Here is a 17,504-nt window from a genome sequence, read left to right on the forward strand (position 1 = left end):
CGTAAAATTCCGCGCGTACTCACTTTCGGGACACCCACTAACTATAAACTGACTGCATCTAATCATTTTAAATATCCCGAAAGGGCATAACTGAAGATCCATCTGTTAAAAAGGTCTCGTGAATGGTAAAGAACCATTCAATTCGAACCGAGACCAACTCATTTTACTCTTAGATACCGACATAGCTATCCCGTTCATACAGGATTCATCAATTTCGAAACTCTTTTCCTGAAGCAGATAATCATGCCAGGGCCCGCTTTTTCATTTAATCACCATCAATCAAAGAATTTATAAATCTTGATTATTAAAAAACAATACAGGACATACAGTTCAGAAATCCCATCGTTTAGCGAGCAAATTCAGTTTACAATACGCTTTACAAATATTTTCGAAAATTCAAAGAATGCATATTTCAAGTACAGCAGACATACTGCACAATGAACAATATAATTTATTATCTGAGAACCCCCGACTTCCAAAACGATTGGGAAGTCGATGCAGATTCGCTCCTGTCCAGGGAGCGTACTGCTCTAACCTCTTTTTCTATTTACTCCTGATGGATACGCCATGAATTACCGTCTCGCCCTGTCTGCGATCTGCCTCTTTTTGTTTATTAATGTAACATCCTACGCTGACGACAAGGGCTTCACCCCTCTGTTCGATGGTAAAACACTCGATGGCTGGATCCAACATGGGGGAACTGCCAAATACGAAATCGTTGATGACACAATCGTCGGCACATCAGTCCCCAAAACATCCAACAGTTTCCTTTGCACCAAGAAATTGTATGGTAACTTTGAACTGCAGGTTGAGTATAAGGTTGACCCCCTGTTGAACTCGGGAATTCAGATCCGCAGTCAGGTTTTTGATAAAGACAAAGTCGTTAAAATAAAGGACAAAAACGGAAAAGAATCGAAAAGAAAAATTGCAGCCGGGCGCGTACACGGTTATCAAGTCGAAATCGATCCGTCAGACCGAGCCTGGTCAGGCGGAATTTACGACGAAGGTCGCCGAGGCTGGTTGAATGATCTCTCCAAAAACGAACCGGCTCGCAAAGCCTTTAAACAGAATGAATGGAACCATTATCGCATCGTCTGCCGAGGTAACTCGATCAAAACCTGGATCAACGGTGTTCCCGCCGCTGATCTCAAAGACGGACTGACACCCAAAGGATTCATTGCCCTTCAGGTTCACGGCGTGGGTAACCACCCCGAAAAAGTCGGTAAGCAGATTGCATGGCGAAATATCAAAATCAAAGAACTGCCAGCAAAAAAGAACGCTAAGCCAAAAAAGCCACCAAAGCAACGGCCGAAACAGACCGTAGGATCAGCCATCGGTGGCAACAAGGCAACTCCCATTAATCGCATCAAAGCAGCAAAAGGATTTAAGGTCGAGTTGCTCTACTCCGTACCCGGTCTGGATCAGGGTTCCTGGGTCAATCTTTGCACCGATGATAAAGGACGGATTCTCGTTAGTGATCAATTCGGTGAAATGTATCGGATTACGCCGCCGCCCGCAGGAAAACCTGTTACCCCCGCTACTATTGAAAAAGTGCCAGCTAAGATTCGAGCCGCGAACGGCATGGTCTGGGCTTTCGGAGCGCTCTATGTAGGTGTCAACGACTACGAGCAAAAGATTCCCTCTGGCCTGTACCGGATTACCGATAGCAACGGCGATGACCAACTCGATAAAGTCGAGTTACTTCGCGAGGTTCAATCAAAGAGCGATCACGGCGTTCATGCCCTTATGCCAACACCAGATGGCAAAGCGCTTTATCTGATCACCGGTAACAACACAATTCCACCCGAACTGGCAAAGAGTTCTCCCGTACGTCGCGTATGGGGTGAAGATCATCTGTTGCCCAGCATGCCCGATGGGCGTGGTCATAACCGAGGCGTCCTGGCACCCGGAGGCATCGTATATCGTGTGTCTCCTGATGGGAAAAAATTCGAAGCCTACGCCTCCGGATTTCGGAACATTTTCGACGCCGCCGTCAATCGTGAAGGCGAGCTGTTCACATACGATGCCGACATGGAATACGACTTCAATACACCCTGGTATCGTCCCACTCGAATTTGTCATGTTACCAGCGGAGCAGAATTTGGCTGGCGAAATGGTGCAGGAAAACGCCCCCCCTTCTATGCTGACAACCTGCCCGGAGTACTCGACATTGGCCCCGGATCTCCGACAGGAATGACATTCGGCTATGGAGCAAAGTTTCCCGCAAAGTACCAAAATGCTTTGTATGCACTCGATTGGAGCTGGGGCAAACTCTACGCCGTCCATCTGAAACCAAGCGGTTCTTCATACACGGCCACAAAAGAAGAGTTTGTCACAGGAGCACCACTGCCCATCACCGATGCCATCATCCATCCCCAGGATGGCGCAATGTATTTCACAATTGGCGGACGACGCGTACAATCGGGTCTATACCGCGTGACCTATGTCGGCGACGAATCCACTGCACCCGTTCAGGATACACCTTCAACAAACGAAGCACGAAACACGCGCCATTCTCTGGAAGCGTTTCACGGCAAGCAGGATCCAAACGCAATCAAAATCGCCTGGCCTTACCTGTCAAACAAAGATCGCTTCATTCGGTTTGCAGCGCGAACAGCCATTGAACATCAACCGACAGAGACTTGGGCTGACAAAGCTTTAACGGAATCCGATCCAGCCAAACAGGTCGAAGCGTTACTGGCACTGGCGCGCGTCACGGGCGTCTGCCCGCAACACCGAAAGGAACAGACTCCCGCAGTGGATACCGCCATGCGAGATAAACTGCTCTCAGCGGTCATTTCTATCGATGCTGCTAGTTTGAAATTACCACAACAGCTCACACTGCAACGAGCAACACAGATCATTCTCAACCGATTCGGACGCCCCGATGATTCTACGGTTCAAAAATTAATCGACCGTTTTGATCCGCTTTTCCCTGCCAAATCTACAGAGTTAAATTGGCTATTATGCGAAACACTGGCCTGGCTTCAGTCGCCGACTGTCGCGAAAAAAGCCATGGCGCTCATATATGCCGCTCCCGCTCAGGAAGAGCAAATGCAGTATGCACGATCCATTCGGATGCTCAAAGCCGGCTGGACACCGGAACTGCGCACAGCATACTTCAACTGGTTCCTGAAAGCGGCCAATTATAAAGGTGGTGCCAGCTTCGAAAAATTTATTCAATTCGTGCGTGATGACGCGGTCGCATCCCTCAGTGAATCAGAAAAGAAATCCATGACGGAACTTCTTGCGAAAAAGCCAGTCAAGAAATCAGTCCTTGAGAACTTGGGCGAAGTCTTTGCCGGACGCCCCGAGACGAAATGGACTCTCGACGAACTCTCAGGGCTAGCCCGCACAGGACTGAAGAAGCGAGACTTCGTTAATGGCCAGAAAATGTTTGCAGCCACCGGATGTTATGCCTGTCACCGCTTTGGAAATCAGGGCGGCATGACCGGACCCGATCTGACATCCGCAGGCCGGAGGTACTCTCCACACGATTTACTGGATCAGGTAATCAATCCTAGCAAAGTGATCAACGAACAGTTTTCTGCAATCTCGGTTGTGACAGATGACGGCAAGGTTCACACCGGCGTCGTCGTAAACCTCAATGGTGATTCAATCATGCTCAGTACTGACCTGACCGACCCCAATAAACAGGTTCGAATTGACCGCAAAACCATTGACGAACTGGTCGTTTCGAAAACATCACCCATGCCAGCCGGACTGTTCAATCGCATGACCAAAGACGAAATCCTCGACCTGATCGCCTACCTCATCAGCGCCGGCGATTCACAGCATGATTTCTTCAAAGACTAAACACGATCACGATTGAGACTACAATCAAAAGTCTCGTCACCTGACATCAAAGACTGCCAACTCAAAATGAGTCTGAGAAGGAGTTGGTGGTATTTGATCGAGGGCAACGACTACTTCGTCGACGCAGAGTCACTCAACCGTTTGAGCGGAACCTTGAGAAAATGTACGCCGTCTCTGTTCATAAAAACGGTACCAATATTCTGGTCATCAATTTGTACCGTACGCGCTGAATAGTAACGGGCTGTCACAGCAGTCTTCGGCAGTAAAATCTTCGTGCGACTCGTATCCCAGCTCTGACCATCATCCGCCGACAGGTTATATCGCATACCCAGATTCTGGTTGCCGATACCCCATGTAACCAGAACGCGCCCATCGGAAAGAGCCGTCAGATACCGACCTTCGGCGTTGTCACGCTTGTCTGGAACCGCGGGAAAATTTTTAATCAGCTTCCATCGCTGTCCGTTATCAGTGGAATGCAGTAGAACAGGCCCCATCGCCAGAAGCGAACCCGTCGCCGTGCGCACAATTTGCTGGAACTCGTGCTGAGTTCCATCGGGTCCAATAACAGGGAATTTCGTGAGCGTTCCACTCTGCGGAGAATACAGTCGCGGCGGCCCCACACGTAACGGCAACAACCATCTACCCCCACTCCATGGCAGCACGTTATGACGAACCGCGCCGAGATGCGTGCCGTCAATCGGGCCAATCAGATGTTGCTCACTCCAGCTCCGCCCCTGATCATCGCTCAAACTGTAAAGTAACGCCCGCTCGTAATAGCCATCTTTAGCTTTATCGTCGGCAATATAATTCCACGTCACCAGAGTACGACCGTCAGCCAGAGTGTCGACAGTCCCGGGATAGACTTCGAATTTCTTCACCTCTCGAATGGAATCGGGCCGCTTCGCGGACGTCGAAATCGGCTTGGGGCTTGACCAGCTCACACCCTGATCCGACGAACGAGAACACATCAGCACGTTCGCCCCCTTATAGACCACGATCAACGTGCCATCGCCGGACCGACAGATTGATGGATGAATATGACCACCAATCCGTTTCGCAAGAATCGATACGAACGGACCATCCGCCCGCACAGATTGGCAAAGCAACAGTATCAGGACCGCAGCAAATCGTAGTCTCTGGTGAGAGTGTGTCATTTCATAATCCTTAGCAAATAGACCCACAATGAATCGACAGCGTCTTTAGTCAGAATAAGCTCTTCATTGAGAACCCGCCATTCTATTCGTCTGACTTCATGAATTCCAGTTATCTATTTTCAGTATGCTCCTGCCCTACCTCAATAAAGATCATCAGTCGTCAAAGAACAATCAGAACAACCACAAATACTACCCAAAAACCAGGGCTCACAACAAAAAGCCACAACAAAAAGAATAGCACGAAGCCAGTTTTGTTGGTGTGTATCAACACTCTTTAGAAACTCACGAGCTCTTCATTCGTTCTTTATAGTTTCTAACTAGACTGCGAAAAATTTGATACTGAAAGCAAGTTCTTCCCATAGATGCCAAAACACCCCATAGGAAGTAACTGCACAAAAAATGATTTAACACCAGATTGAAATGATAATCCATATTAAGTTTAGAGGAAAAAATGATGAAGAAACGAAAAGGTTTTACATTAATCGAACTCCTGGTGGTGATCGCGATCATCGCAATATTAATCGCTTTACTCTTACCCGCAGTCCAGCAGGCACGCGAAGCAGCTCGTCGTAGTAGCTGCAAAAATAATCTAAAACAAATCGGACTCGCTCTACACAATTACCACGAAACTCATAATTCCCTCCCACCGGGCAGTATCGTCCAACTCAATTCAGCCGGAACCACCTACAGTGGTCATGGCTGGACCTGGCACGCAACCATTTTGCCCTACATCGATCAGGCACCACTTTATAACCAAATACAAGGGCCCGGCTCCAGTGGAATGGGCGCTGAATCGGGTGGTTCTACCAGCACCAAACAACGTTTGGCTGGCAGAACAGCCATTTCTGTTTTTTGGTGCCCTTCACAGCCAGATGCAAGAAAAGGAGTTCAAAAAGATTTATACGCCACATCCAATTACAACGGTAACATGGGAACCCTCATTGGTAGCTCTGGCGACAATTGCTACAGTGGCGGGATTACGACAGCACCACAAATGGCGGCTACCGGCGGATGCATGGGTGCGGATGGCATATTCTTCATCAGCAGTGGTGTCAAATTCCGTGATGTCACCGATGGTCTCTCTAACACCATCTTTGTCAGCGAAGTCATCGACTCGGGTGGTGACTCTAGCATGCCAGGTGGTGCGGGCAGTGACCGTAAGCACTGCTTCTCTGGTGGGGCCGATTCTAATCCTCCCACTGAAATGACCGAATACCTCATTGCAGCAGAAAGCAATGACCCCATTAATTCTTATGGCGAAGAAGCAGCCGGCAGCTATCACGTCGGCGGGGCACACTTTGTATTTGGCGATGGCAGAGTACGATTCCTCTCTGAAAACATCGACATGACACTCTATCGTGCCCTCAGCACACGTGCAAAGGGAGAAACCCTGGGCGAATTCTAATCGGAAGGCCAATATCAAACTGCGTCATTATCGAACGACGCAGTTTTTAGAGTAATCGGATTCATGCCAGATCTATGAATTCCAATGTTTGAGATCAATACAAAAATAACGAAAGCTGACCAACAATGGATAATAAAATAAACAATTTTTTGCTCATTACATCTATGACTCTCTGTTTGACCTTGTCAGGCTGTGGCGGAGCAGAAAATGATCAGCCCGATTTAGGGTTGGTCAAAGGAATCGTATCCCTGGATGGAAAGCCACTGACCGGGGCATCCATCTCATTTTTACCAGACGCAGGTCGTACCGCATCCGCAAGAACAGACACCAATGGCTACTATGAATTAACCTATATCAGAGACACACCCGGATGCAAATTAGGCCACAACAAAGTCGTCATCACCACGTTAATGGAAAATGCAGAAGACGACAGCGCGCTTGAGGGAGATGATGCCAACACGAAAGTCAAACCTGTAAAAGAAACACTTCCGTCAAAATACAACACAAAAACCGAACTTGAGGCAATCGTTAAACCAGGGGAAAACAACTTTGATTTCAAGCTGACCAAATCAGGAAAGTAATTCACAAGAACGCCAAATATTCGCCAACAACAATCAATCGGAGAATCTTTCTATATGGCGGCACCAAATGAGGATCACATGGAAAACAGATGCAACAAAAGCGAAAAGAGACTTGCCAATAAGCCAAAATCCAGGAGAAAGGGTTGTCTCAGGGGAGGACTTGGGATTAGAATTGATATTCTACCTTTATTAACCCCCAAAGCCGATGCTTTATAGATCGTAAGATCTCCTGCAAACTGCTGATGTCACTCTTCCTAAAATAAGTGTAACATCGAGACCAGCTTAATTTTTTAACAACTGGTCATCACAACCTCCCAGGCGTCGGCTGGATCCAACAGACTGAAAGTCAGTTTTCGGAATGAATCACCGGCGATACCATAGCACGATCATCACAACATTTTATTTCGCGCTGATGGCATCCACTCAAAATGCTCTCAGTGCGGAACCTGTGAACTTCATCCGCGATGTTGCACCCATCCTCCAACGCCATTGCCTAAGCTGTCACAATCAACGCGTTCGAATGGGAGAACTCTCTCTGCATTCGGCTGAAGCCCTGGTTAAAGGGGGAGAAAATGGAGAAGTCCTGGTTCCACGCGATCCGGAATCCAGCTATCTAATGGATCTTGTGACGGAGTCAGATGGCGCAGCAGAGATGCCCAAAGATGAATCGCCGCTCAACAAAAATGAAATCGCAACCATTCGTCAATGGATCACTGAAGGCGCGACTTGGCCAAAGGATCTCATCCTCAAGCCACCAGTCCTCTGGTCAATGAAACCGCTACAACGCCCCGCTATTCCTGCGGACTTCAGACCCACGCCGCAATTTCGCATTCGAAGTCCCATTGATGTATTTGTCGCTGCTCAACATCAGAAAGCCGGGATACTACCGGCGCCCCAGGCAAATCGTCGGACTCTCATTCGACGTTTATACCTGGATCTCGTGGGCTTACTCCCCGCACCAGAAGTTGTCGAATCGTTTATTGCAGACAAAGACCCACTCGCTTATGAAAAGCGCGTCGACCAACTCTTGTCTTCCCCACATTTTGGTGAACGCTGGGGACGTTACTGGCTAGACCTTGCACGATACGCTGACAGCGACGGCTATCTCGGCGACAGTATGCGACCCCATGCATGGGTTTATCGTGAATGGGTCATTAATGCGATCAACAAAGACTTACCCTTCGACCAGTTCACCATCGAGCAATTAGCAGGCGACCTGTTAGACAAACCAACAACGTCGCAAAAAATCGCCACCGGATTTCACCGCAACACACTCAGCAATACAGAGGCCGGCGTCGATCTGGAATTGTATCGCACGAAGGAAATCGTAGATCGCGTGAATACAACCGGCATGGTCTGGCTCGGTTTGACACTCGGATGCGCTGAATGTCACGATCATAAGCATGACCCCATTTCGCAGAAGGAATTCTACCAGCTCTATTCATTCTTTAACAATGCCATTGAATCCAGCGTGAAGGTACAAAATCCCTGGGAGGCTGAAGAGTACGAACAGGCCATGCAAAAGTGGCAACCCGCCTATGATCAACTACACGCTCAACTCAAATCTTACGAAATCCAAGGCATCACAGATAAACAACGCGCAGAGATGACAAAGATCATTACTGCCTACAAAAAATCAACCGACTTGAAGAAGCTTGCCAGTTTCTACCAGACAAAAAAAACCGGCTGGGACAAAATCAACTCGAAACTAGATCAACTTCTCAAAACAAAACCGGCGAAACCATCGACCAAAGCTCCCAGCTTCACCGAGCGAACAAAGGATCGGCGTGAAACCTTCATCCATGTCCGCGGCATCTACAATCGCCCCGGCGAAAAAGTAACACCGGGCACACTTTCAGTTCTTCCTGAATTAATATCGAAAAACAAGAACCTCAATCGACTGGATTTCGCAGAGTGGCTGTTTCAGGAAAATCATCCAATGACCGCACGCGTCGCCGTCAATCGCATCTGGCAACAACTCTTTGGTCACGGAATCGTAGCGACTCCCAACGATTTCGGCACGAAGGGAGAAAAACCGACACACCCCCACCTCCTCGATTGGCTTGCGGTCGAGTATCGAGAACGTCAATGGAGCCGCAAGGCCATGATTCGCATGATCGTTTTGTCATCCACCTACCAGTTATCATCGGCAGCAAACGCAAGCCCGAACAACAAGGATATAAATAACCAACTTCTATGGCGCCAAAACAGTTACCGCGTCAATGCAGAGATCGTGCGTGACATTCACCTGACAGCCAGCGGACTACTTGACCGCACGATAGGTCGTCGCGGCATTAGACCACCACTTCCAGCGTTCGTAACCGATGTCGGACGTAGTGTAAAATGGCCAGCCAGCCAGGGAAGCGAGCGTTACCGCCGTGGCATGTATATCGTCTTCAAAAGAACCGTCCCCTACCCGATGCTAATGACCTTCGACGCACCCGACGCCACCGTCTCCTGCAGTCGCCGCGAACGCTCGAACACACCGCTGCAGGCACTCACACTATTGAACGGCCCCATGTTTTATGAATGTGCTCAGAAGTTGGGACAACAGATGATCAAGCAGCATCCCAACAATCTTCCAGCCGCCATTCAGGAAATGTTCATGCGATGTTTCTCTCGACCAGCCAGTGATCAGGAATTGAAATACCTCAGCGCCGCCTATTTCGATCTGCTTCAACTAGCCGAAAAACAAAGTAAAGAAACAAAACAATCAGAGCCTCCCCAACTCACTGCAATGATTCAGATGGCGCGAATCGTCATGAATCTGGACGAGTTTATCACACGAGACTGAATATGATTCCCGAACAGTTTAACAATCAAACAGACGAACTTGCCGCACTAAATCGGCGCCGTTTTTTCGCCACCAGCGCCAGCGGATTGGGAACCTTGGCACTGGCATCCTTGATGAAACAGGATGGCTTATTCGCCAGCGATCCGACCACACAACTCTCACATATCGCACCACGCGCGAAACGTTGCATCTACCTCTTCATGGAAGGGGGGCCGAGCCAGATGGATTTGTTCGACCCCAAACCAAAGCTAAATGAATTAGACGGGCAACCCATGCCCGAATCGATTTTGAAAGACATTAAGTTCGCGTTCATCCAGAAAGAGGCCGCCCGGTTAATGGGCAGCCCGCGCACATTCCGCCGCTACGGCGAATGTGGTATGGAACTCTCCGACTTATTGCCTCACCTAAGCACATGCGTAGACGACATCGCCATGATCCGCTCCATGCATTGCGAGCAGTTCAACCATCTACCCGGCCAACTCATGATGCTCAGCGGATCCGATTTACAAGGCCGACCGACGCTGGGATCATGGCTCAATTATGGCCTGGGCAGCGAATCACAAAACCTGCCGGGTTACGTCGTGCTTGCAACACTAGGACGTGGCTTACCCGGCGGTGCATCCAGTTGGTCAAGTGGATTCCTACCCTCTCAATACGCGGGAACCCTGTTTCGTAATCAGGGAAGTCCCGTATTAAATCTGGCAAACCCAACAGGGCTCTCATCCCAGGCCCAACAACGCAGCCTGCAAACCATCAACGAATTGAACGGCCTGCGCTTTGATCAAATTGGGAACCCCGAAATTGCCAGCCGCATCAAAGCCTATGAACTCGCATTCCGCATGCAGCAGACCGCACCAGAACTACTAGACCTCTCAGGAGAAACAAAAACGACCCTCGAAGAATACGGTGTCACTCGTGAAGATAAGTCAAAAACGAATACCGGCTTCATGGGCTCCTATGCAAGAAACTGTTTGCTTGCCCGCCGCATGGTGGAACGGGGCGTACGCTTTGTAACACTGTTTCTATCAACCTGGGATCACCATAGCTCCCTGGACAGCGGCTTGAAACGTTATACTCAAATCTCAGATCAACCAATCGCCGCATTACTAAAAGACCTCAAACGCCGCGGACTCCTGGATGAAACACTGGTCGTCTTCGGAGGCGAATTCGGCCGTACCCCCTTAGGTGAAAACCGAGCCAATTTCAAGAAAGTCACAGGCCGCGATCATCATCCCTATTCCTACAGCATGTGGCTCGCCGGCGGTGGAATCAAAGGCGGTCAGGTCATCGGCGAAACAGACGAAATCGGCTGGGGCGTCACCAAAGACCCCGTCCACGTGCATGATCTTCACGCCACCATCTTGCAACTGTTTGGCCTCGACCATAAAAAACTGACCTACCAGTTCCAGGGCCGCGATTTCCGTTTAACAGACGTTTCCGGAAACGTAGTTGAAAAACTACTGGCCTGACAACTGAAATTCAAAATGTAACAATCGCCCCCGTCTGAGACGACTCAGTAGCAGCAGCCATCCAGGCCACAGCCGCACAAGACTCAGCCGGTGTAATCCGATCGGGCCTTTCCCCTTTTCGTACGCACTTAGCAAAGTAACGCAGCTCCTCCTGCAACACACCAAAGTAGTTACCAAAAGGACGCGGCCAATACATCGTATCCGGCATCTTAACGCCGTTTGCATCATGAATCGCCAGACCAGCCTCCCCGCAGTTAATATACAATGCTCCCTCCGTCCCAAGAACTTCCAGTCGAGCATCAATCGTATAAGGCGTTTTTTCCGGCAAATGCCACACCGATTCAACGACAGCCACCGCCCCGTTATCCAGCCGCGCAATAGACCAACCACCATCAGGATATTTATTCTGACCCGGATGCACCTCCTGAGCATACACGGTCGACACCTTCGCCTGACTGAACCAGAGCATCAAATCCGCGTCATGAATCCCATCACCCATCAAAGCCGAAATATCATCCAGCACCGTTTTACCAATTTCTTTGGAAAGATTCCGTCGGGCATGCATCGAAATAATCTCACCAATCCGCCCCTCTTCAATCGCCTGCTTCGCCATCGTCACGCGCGGATCAAATCGGCAAATATGTCCCACCATTAGAAAACCGGTCGCTTTACTGGCCGCCTCAACAATCTGTTCACAATCCTCAACCGTCGGAGCCATCGGCTTTTCCAGCAACACATGTTTTCCACTGCGCAACGCATCGATAGCGATGTCACGGTGATCGTTGATATGCGTCGTAATACTGACCACATCAATCTCGGGATCAGCCAATAATTCGCGATAATCAGTATACCGCCGCTTCACTCCCAATCGATCGGCCACTTCGCTCAACCGTTCGGGACGTCGCGTACAAAGCGCCGCCAGTTCAATATCCGGCATCTCAGACAGATTGTCAGCGTGAACCTCACCAAACCAACCCAGACCAATCACTCCCCAGCGAACAGACTTTGACTGACTCATCTCACTACCTCATCTCTATTTCGAACTTTTTAAACCATCGACAGAAAATAAATTAAATAACAGCACCCTGCTCCCGAAGTTTTGTACGCAATGCTTCAATATCAATTTCACGCGGCGACACCTTCTGCTGAAGCGAAAGACCCGCAGCCGTACCCGCTGCTTCACCCGTTGCATAACAAGGGGGAATCACTCTCGCGGAAGCCGCCCCTTCATGATCAGCCGATATCGGCCGGCCTGCAACCAGCAGATTATTCACCGAACGAGGCACAAGACAACGATACGGAATCTCATAATGGTCGGCGTTAATCCCCTCCAGCCGACCGCGAGGTCCCGAAGGATCATGAATATCAATCGGATACGAACACTGAGCAATCCCATCCTCAAATTGACGACCTTCCAAAACGTCCTTTCCGTTGAGAACATAATCTCCCAGAATATGACGTGTTTCGCGAACACCAACGTGACTGCCCGTCGCCATCAATTGCGCATTTTCCAATCCGGGACAATGCGATCGGAAAAACCGAACCAATTCCCAAGCCTGACGACGACTCTCAATTTCAGCACGCGACAGATCATCGGGGTTCGTCCCATCTACATCATGTACTCGCGTCGTGTTCACCTTCCATTGACCCGCTGTCGGCTCACGATAGAGATTCAAAAAATCGCGATCCAATGTCCATTCACCTTTGGCCCGAGCTTCCTTCACGATGCACTCAAACAGTCGCTCCCCCGGATGTAGTTTTTCATGCTCCCGCATCCAGGCGATCACCCGCTCATCATCTACACCACCAATAGTGATAAACAAAGTAACCGGCATCATCTTGCCATCTTCACGCCGCCCCACTTCAAAAGGAGCCCCCGCTTTCGCAGCAATATCACCATCGCCGGAGGTATCAATCACAACTTTCGGACGTATGAATCCAAGCCCCCCTTTATCATGGATAATGATATTGCGAATGCCTTCATCTTCCATGACCACATCCACAAACGAGGTATGAAACCGGATCTTCACACCCGCATCGCAAACCATTTCCAGCGCCGCCATCTTAAGCGATTCCACATGAAAAGGCGTCACATTGGCATGACCCAGTTCTATAAAAGACCCCCACTCCGACCCCGCTTCCGTCGTCGAAGGATCAACGGCTCCCCCCATGGCCACCATACGGTCAATCATTTCCTGAAAGATCCCGGCAACCAATTGCCGTTTACCATCCGGCGTATAGGAAGTCATAAAAGGACCCACCATCCCCGCCGTCGAAGTACCACCAAGAAAACCATATTTCTCGACAAGTACCGTCGATGCACCATTCCGCGCCGCAGCAGTAGCCGCTGCAATTCCAGCAGAACCACCACCAATCACGGCGACATCCACGCTAGCCCGCAAGGGAATCTCCCACGTACGGCTGATTGTTTCGGATAGGTCCGACATAATTCACGATTCCTCTGGAGTTAGATATTAATTCAAAGTTGCAAAAGTCAGTTCGCTGAAAATAATAATAACGCGAACCACCTTCCAGTTGTAGTCCCACATCATATCCATAGGCTTTGACTGATCCAGATCACTTTGTGCAAATTTCAGAAACCACCGACTCCTATGCCATCACACTGAAGAGGCAAGAATTGAATCCGATCCCTTTCTTCTTTGAGACACTGAAAAAACAGGACTTGACAACGTCCCGCCCTTAGCGAATATGCGTTTTTATGCGTCGCGCGCGGAATGCGTTTTTTGAGCACTGCTTTGAGCGAACACTGAAGATCTCACTACTATAAAAGTCCCTTTGTTTTGAAAATCTTCACCTGTCAATTCCGCACCGGTTCCCAATACCTCGTAACTTATCGACACACTTCGGTCACGCTTCCACGCATTCGAACCACTGCTAGAACACAGTTTGCCAGAGATCAACCGCGCTTCTCGTTTCAAAATGAACTTGACCCCCAGCTGCCCTTCGCAACAATTATTCACAGTTAAATTATTCACAGTTAAAAAATACACAGTCAAAACAGTCACCAACAGAATCAAAGCAACCAACACAAAAACAACCCCCGACATCAAGAATCTGAGCGGCTCGGCGCCACGTAGTTTTTCTTTAATCGTTTTGAGGATAATTCTCAGGATCGTCACCTTTAACGAGATCGGCATTAACCGCGGCAATTGCCTTGCGGCTGATCTTGTTTTTGATCATTAGCCGAATGGCGTTAGCCACGGTTCCTCCCAGGTTGCAAAAAACGATTAAAAATAAGAAACACGACCTGGCCACCGTTAGAATGTTACAAACAAAAAACCAAAGCAACAAATTCAAAGAGTACAATCCCATATATATATATATATAAAGCAGACGCGCGAACCCATGTATAAAACGGGAAGCAGCCAATGAACCGTAGAGGATGCCCCATGTGTCCGCCCGCCAGAGTAAAAATGATCAACCCCCAATCAGACATTCAACAACAACGGGTAAGCCCGAATATAATTCGGGCCGAGCGCAGCGAGCAGGAAACTGAATGGAGAGCCGGCTTTTCGTGTCTTTCGTGATTTTCGTGGTAGAAAATAATCTACAATGACATCAATACAATCAACCCACGAACAAAGATTCTACCCGATAGCCACAATCAGGCAGCAGATGAAAATTCAGCAGTGCACAGCACACAGGAAATCTGATAAAAAAACAGAACAATACACAAAGATCCCGTTTTCCAGAGCGCCAGATATTGATAGGCTAAATCTCAATCGAATGAAAGCGTCTCGCCTCTCTTAAGTGGAACGAGAAAGCAGCTCGATTTTTCCAATAGTTCAATCCTGTATTAAGAGTACCCAGCATGTCAAACCGCTCCCGAAGAATCGTCCCCCTGCTTTTCGTCTTATCGCTCTTCCTTTTCAACGAAACGAATTCCACTACTCAGGCCGCTGATAAAAAAGAGACACTCAATGTTCTCTTTATCGGAAACAGCTACACCGCGCGCCACAAGCTGGCGCAAGTCGTCAAAAAGATGGCAGAAGCCGGAAACCCATCCCTGACATTCAACCCCACCACGGTAATTTACGGCGGAAGAAGACTCGTCGATCACTGGAATCTGGGAACACAAAACTACGTCAAACTGCATGCGTTAACACGAGCCGAACAGGAACAGACCGTTGCCGCACTGGAAAAATCTTCCCAAGACCCGAAGAATCGTTATGCAAAAGGCGCCTTGTCACGGCACCGAAAACTGCTCAAAGATTTCGAAACACAACGCACAAAATGGGACGTGGTCATCTTACAGTCTTACCGTGACGACCTGAATGGAAAAGAATCACTCTACGCCGAGTATGCCCCCAGGTTCGTCGCGCTGGCCAAAGCGCAGAACGCCCGCGTAATACTCTACGAAACAACGCCCACAACTCAAAACGCCAGGCCCTTAAAAACCCCACCCGATCCGAAAGCGGTTTTGAAGAAGGCGGGAGAAATTGCAGCCCTGGCGAAACAATTGGATATCACAGCCGCCCCGATGTCACTCGTGGGCTTGAATTGTCAAACAGAACGTCCCGATTTCACACTCCGTTTTGTGAATGACGCACACCTGAATCAAACCATGGCCTATCTCACTGCATGTACTTTGTATGCCGCATTATTTGACCGAAGCCCGGAAGGCTTGCCCGTGAGTTCGATTACCGACATTCGGTTTCTCGACAACAAAGACCGAACGAAAGACCGCGACGGAAAACCAATCACAACCACATTTTCCAAAACAGACTGCACCGATCTGCAACGCATCGCCTGGAAAAGCTACCAGCAATTCAAAAAACTTCGCGATAAGTAGTTTCCAAAGAAAAGGTGTCCAAAGCAAAAACTTAAGGTGTCAGGAATCTATATTCGTCCCAACTGAAGGTAGGCCTGAATAAAATCCGGGCCGATCGCAGCGAGCAGGAAACTGAATGTGGAGCCGGCTGTTCGTGCCTTTCGTGATTTTCGTGGTAGAAAACAGTCTAACATGAAAGGGAGGATAGGAAGAACTCTTTGACTTGAGTTCTTACCCCTTTTCACTCTTCTAAGGAGTAACGGTATGCAAAATTGTTTTTCTTATGATTCAACAGAGCCTGAATTTGTTCAACCCGATTATCGAAAGTGGGAAGCAGTCCAGGTCGGAATGAGTCGAGATGAAGTTGTTGCATTGCTCGGCCCCCCGCTCGAGGATCCCTATCGGGCTGATGCTAATTGCTCTTATGGACATTTACAAATGCCGATGCTTCCCGAGCGGCGCACTTATGTGTTTTTAATTGGGTATGATGAAAACGAGAGAGTCTTTAGGAAAACAGATCCTTTCATGGGAAAACTGTCATTGGACGGAACTCCTTCGATACCAGAAATAATCATTCCTATTTCACGAACGGCTTTTTCACACTATCCTCGGATCCTGGACTGTAGATGGTATCCCAGTTCTGGTGAATACCCCATAACTTATACCATAGAAGAAAGTTGGGCCAGCCCCTTGGAACCGGAGAAATTTGATAAACCCGTAGAGCTGGATACTCAAATCCCAATCCCTTTTTATATGTTTAATTTTGGAGGATCACAACCAGGACGAATTCGAGTAAAAGCCAGAAACAGACTTGGTGAGAGTGAATGGTCCGAATATTGTTACTTTAATTTTACAATTCGAACGTAGAAATATTGTTCAATAAATAACTTCTCCTACATATTCGAATTTCTCGGGGAGGGGGGAATCAGTGGTCAGTTTTCTTTGATTTGAATCCTGCCCCCTTTTTTACATCCCCTTTAATTTTCAAAGGCATTATGTATTAACTAATTGTGGAATTGATCCGTTAAAAGTACCTTTAATTCCCTAGTAGAGTTATTATTAAATTTCATGTTGTCCATGTAATTATAATAATTCACTTAAGAGGAGGTGCGGAATGCATGTTCGCTACATTGTAATACCTATCTCATTATTATTATTTTGTACTTGTCTTTCCAGTTGTCACCGTGGAATATCGACCAGCGCTTCCCGTCCGGCTGAGGAACGATCACAGTTCTCAGGTGAGTTTGATCTTTCATCTGATATGCCAGCTTGTTTATTCAACAAGCCCATGATCGCCGTTTTTCAAACTCGATTTTCACCATATCATAACGATCTGTTTCAGCCCGAAATTACCTTTGCAGTCTGGGATAACGGAACGTTTTTACTCAAGGAAAATCGAAACTATGTAACGGGAGCGCTGTCTGTTCAATCTTTGTTAGACCCGCATTTCCCAGATGACTTCCCTCGCTTTGGCACGTAATTTGCGCCATACC

Annotated in this window: 12 protein-coding genes; 8 read left to right on the forward strand and 4 right to left on the reverse strand. The window is 48.4% G+C overall.

What is annotated here, in order from left to right:
* Positions 1 to 567 precede the first annotated feature (567 nt).
* Positions 568 to 3,816 carry a family 16 glycoside hydrolase gene (locus tag Q0668_RS12000; RefSeq protein ID WP_298864770.1) on the forward strand — a complete coding sequence of 1,083 codons (3,249 nt, stop codon included), beginning with the start codon at positions 568 to 570 and terminating at the stop codon, positions 3,814 to 3,816.
* A gap of 110 nt (positions 3,817 to 3,926) precedes the next feature.
* Here Q0668_RS12000 and Q0668_RS12005 read toward each other — a convergent pair whose 3' ends face one another.
* Positions 3,927 to 4,970 carry a sialidase family protein gene (locus Q0668_RS12005; protein ID WP_298864773.1) on the reverse strand — a complete coding sequence of 348 codons (1,044 nt, stop codon included), beginning with the start codon at positions 4,968 to 4,970 and terminating at the stop codon, positions 3,927 to 3,929.
* 454 nt (positions 4,971 to 5,424) lie between these two features.
* Here Q0668_RS12005 and Q0668_RS12010 point away from each other — a divergent pair, with 454 nt between their 5' ends.
* From Q0668_RS12010 to Q0668_RS12025, 4 genes are all read left to right on the forward strand, one after another.
* Positions 5,425 to 6,375, forward strand: coding sequence for a DUF1559 domain-containing protein (locus Q0668_RS12010; RefSeq protein WP_298864775.1), 951 nt, complete (start codon positions 5,425 to 5,427; stop codon positions 6,373 to 6,375).
* A gap of 125 nt (positions 6,376 to 6,500) precedes the next feature.
* Positions 6,501 to 6,956 (forward strand): hypothetical protein, encoded by a 456-nt coding sequence (locus tag Q0668_RS12015; protein WP_298864778.1) that lies wholly within the window; start codon positions 6,501 to 6,503, stop codon positions 6,954 to 6,956.
* Positions 6,957 to 7,314: 358 nt separating this feature from the next.
* On the forward strand, positions 7,315 to 9,750 hold the full coding sequence (locus tag Q0668_RS12020; RefSeq protein WP_298864781.1) for a PSD1 and planctomycete cytochrome C domain-containing protein: 2,436 nt from the start codon (positions 7,315 to 7,317) through the stop codon (positions 9,748 to 9,750).
* 2 nt (positions 9,751 to 9,752) lie between these two features.
* Positions 9,753 to 11,219 (forward strand): DUF1501 domain-containing protein, encoded by a 1,467-nt coding sequence (locus Q0668_RS12025; protein ID WP_298864784.1) that lies wholly within the window; start codon positions 9,753 to 9,755, stop codon positions 11,217 to 11,219.
* Between the two features lie 10 nt (positions 11,220 to 11,229).
* Here the strand turns inward: Q0668_RS12025 and Q0668_RS12030 are convergent, their stop codons facing one another.
* The 3 genes from Q0668_RS12030 to Q0668_RS12040 all read right to left on the reverse strand — a co-directional run bounded on the left by Q0668_RS12030 (position 11,230) and on the right by Q0668_RS12040 (position 14,377).
* Complete coding sequence (locus Q0668_RS12030) at positions 11,230 to 12,237, reverse strand: Gfo/Idh/MocA family oxidoreductase (RefSeq protein ID WP_298864787.1); 1,008 nt, start codon at positions 12,235 to 12,237, stop codon at positions 11,230 to 11,232.
* Between the two features lie 52 nt (positions 12,238 to 12,289).
* On the reverse strand, positions 12,290 to 13,666 hold the full coding sequence (locus tag Q0668_RS12035; protein WP_298864790.1) for an FAD-dependent oxidoreductase: 1,377 nt from the start codon (positions 13,664 to 13,666) through the stop codon (positions 12,290 to 12,292).
* A gap of 270 nt (positions 13,667 to 13,936) precedes the next feature.
* A complete protein-coding gene (locus tag Q0668_RS12040) occupies positions 13,937 to 14,377 on the reverse strand; it encodes a hypothetical protein (RefSeq protein WP_298864793.1) in 441 nt (146 codons plus the stop codon).
* Between the two features lie 674 nt (positions 14,378 to 15,051).
* Between Q0668_RS12040 and Q0668_RS12045 the strand changes: the two genes are divergently transcribed.
* The 3 genes from Q0668_RS12045 to Q0668_RS12055 all read left to right on the forward strand — a co-directional run bounded on the left by Q0668_RS12045 (position 15,052) and on the right by Q0668_RS12055 (position 17,491).
* Complete coding sequence (locus Q0668_RS12045; protein ID WP_298864796.1) at positions 15,052 to 16,032, forward strand: hypothetical protein; 981 nt, start codon at positions 15,052 to 15,054, stop codon at positions 16,030 to 16,032.
* Positions 16,033 to 16,275: 243 nt separating this feature from the next.
* A complete protein-coding gene (locus tag Q0668_RS12050) occupies positions 16,276 to 16,878 on the forward strand; it encodes a hypothetical protein (protein WP_298864799.1) in 603 nt (200 codons plus the stop codon).
* A gap of 247 nt (positions 16,879 to 17,125) precedes the next feature.
* Entirely contained in the window at positions 17,126 to 17,491 is a 366-nt protein-coding gene (locus Q0668_RS12055) for a hypothetical protein (RefSeq protein ID WP_298864803.1), read from the forward strand.
* The last annotated feature ends 13 nt before the right edge of the window (positions 17,492 to 17,504 follow it).

The organism is uncultured Gimesia sp. (assembly GCF_937910335.1).
Taxonomy (GTDB): domain Bacteria; phylum Planctomycetota; class Planctomycetia; order Planctomycetales; family Planctomycetaceae; genus Gimesia.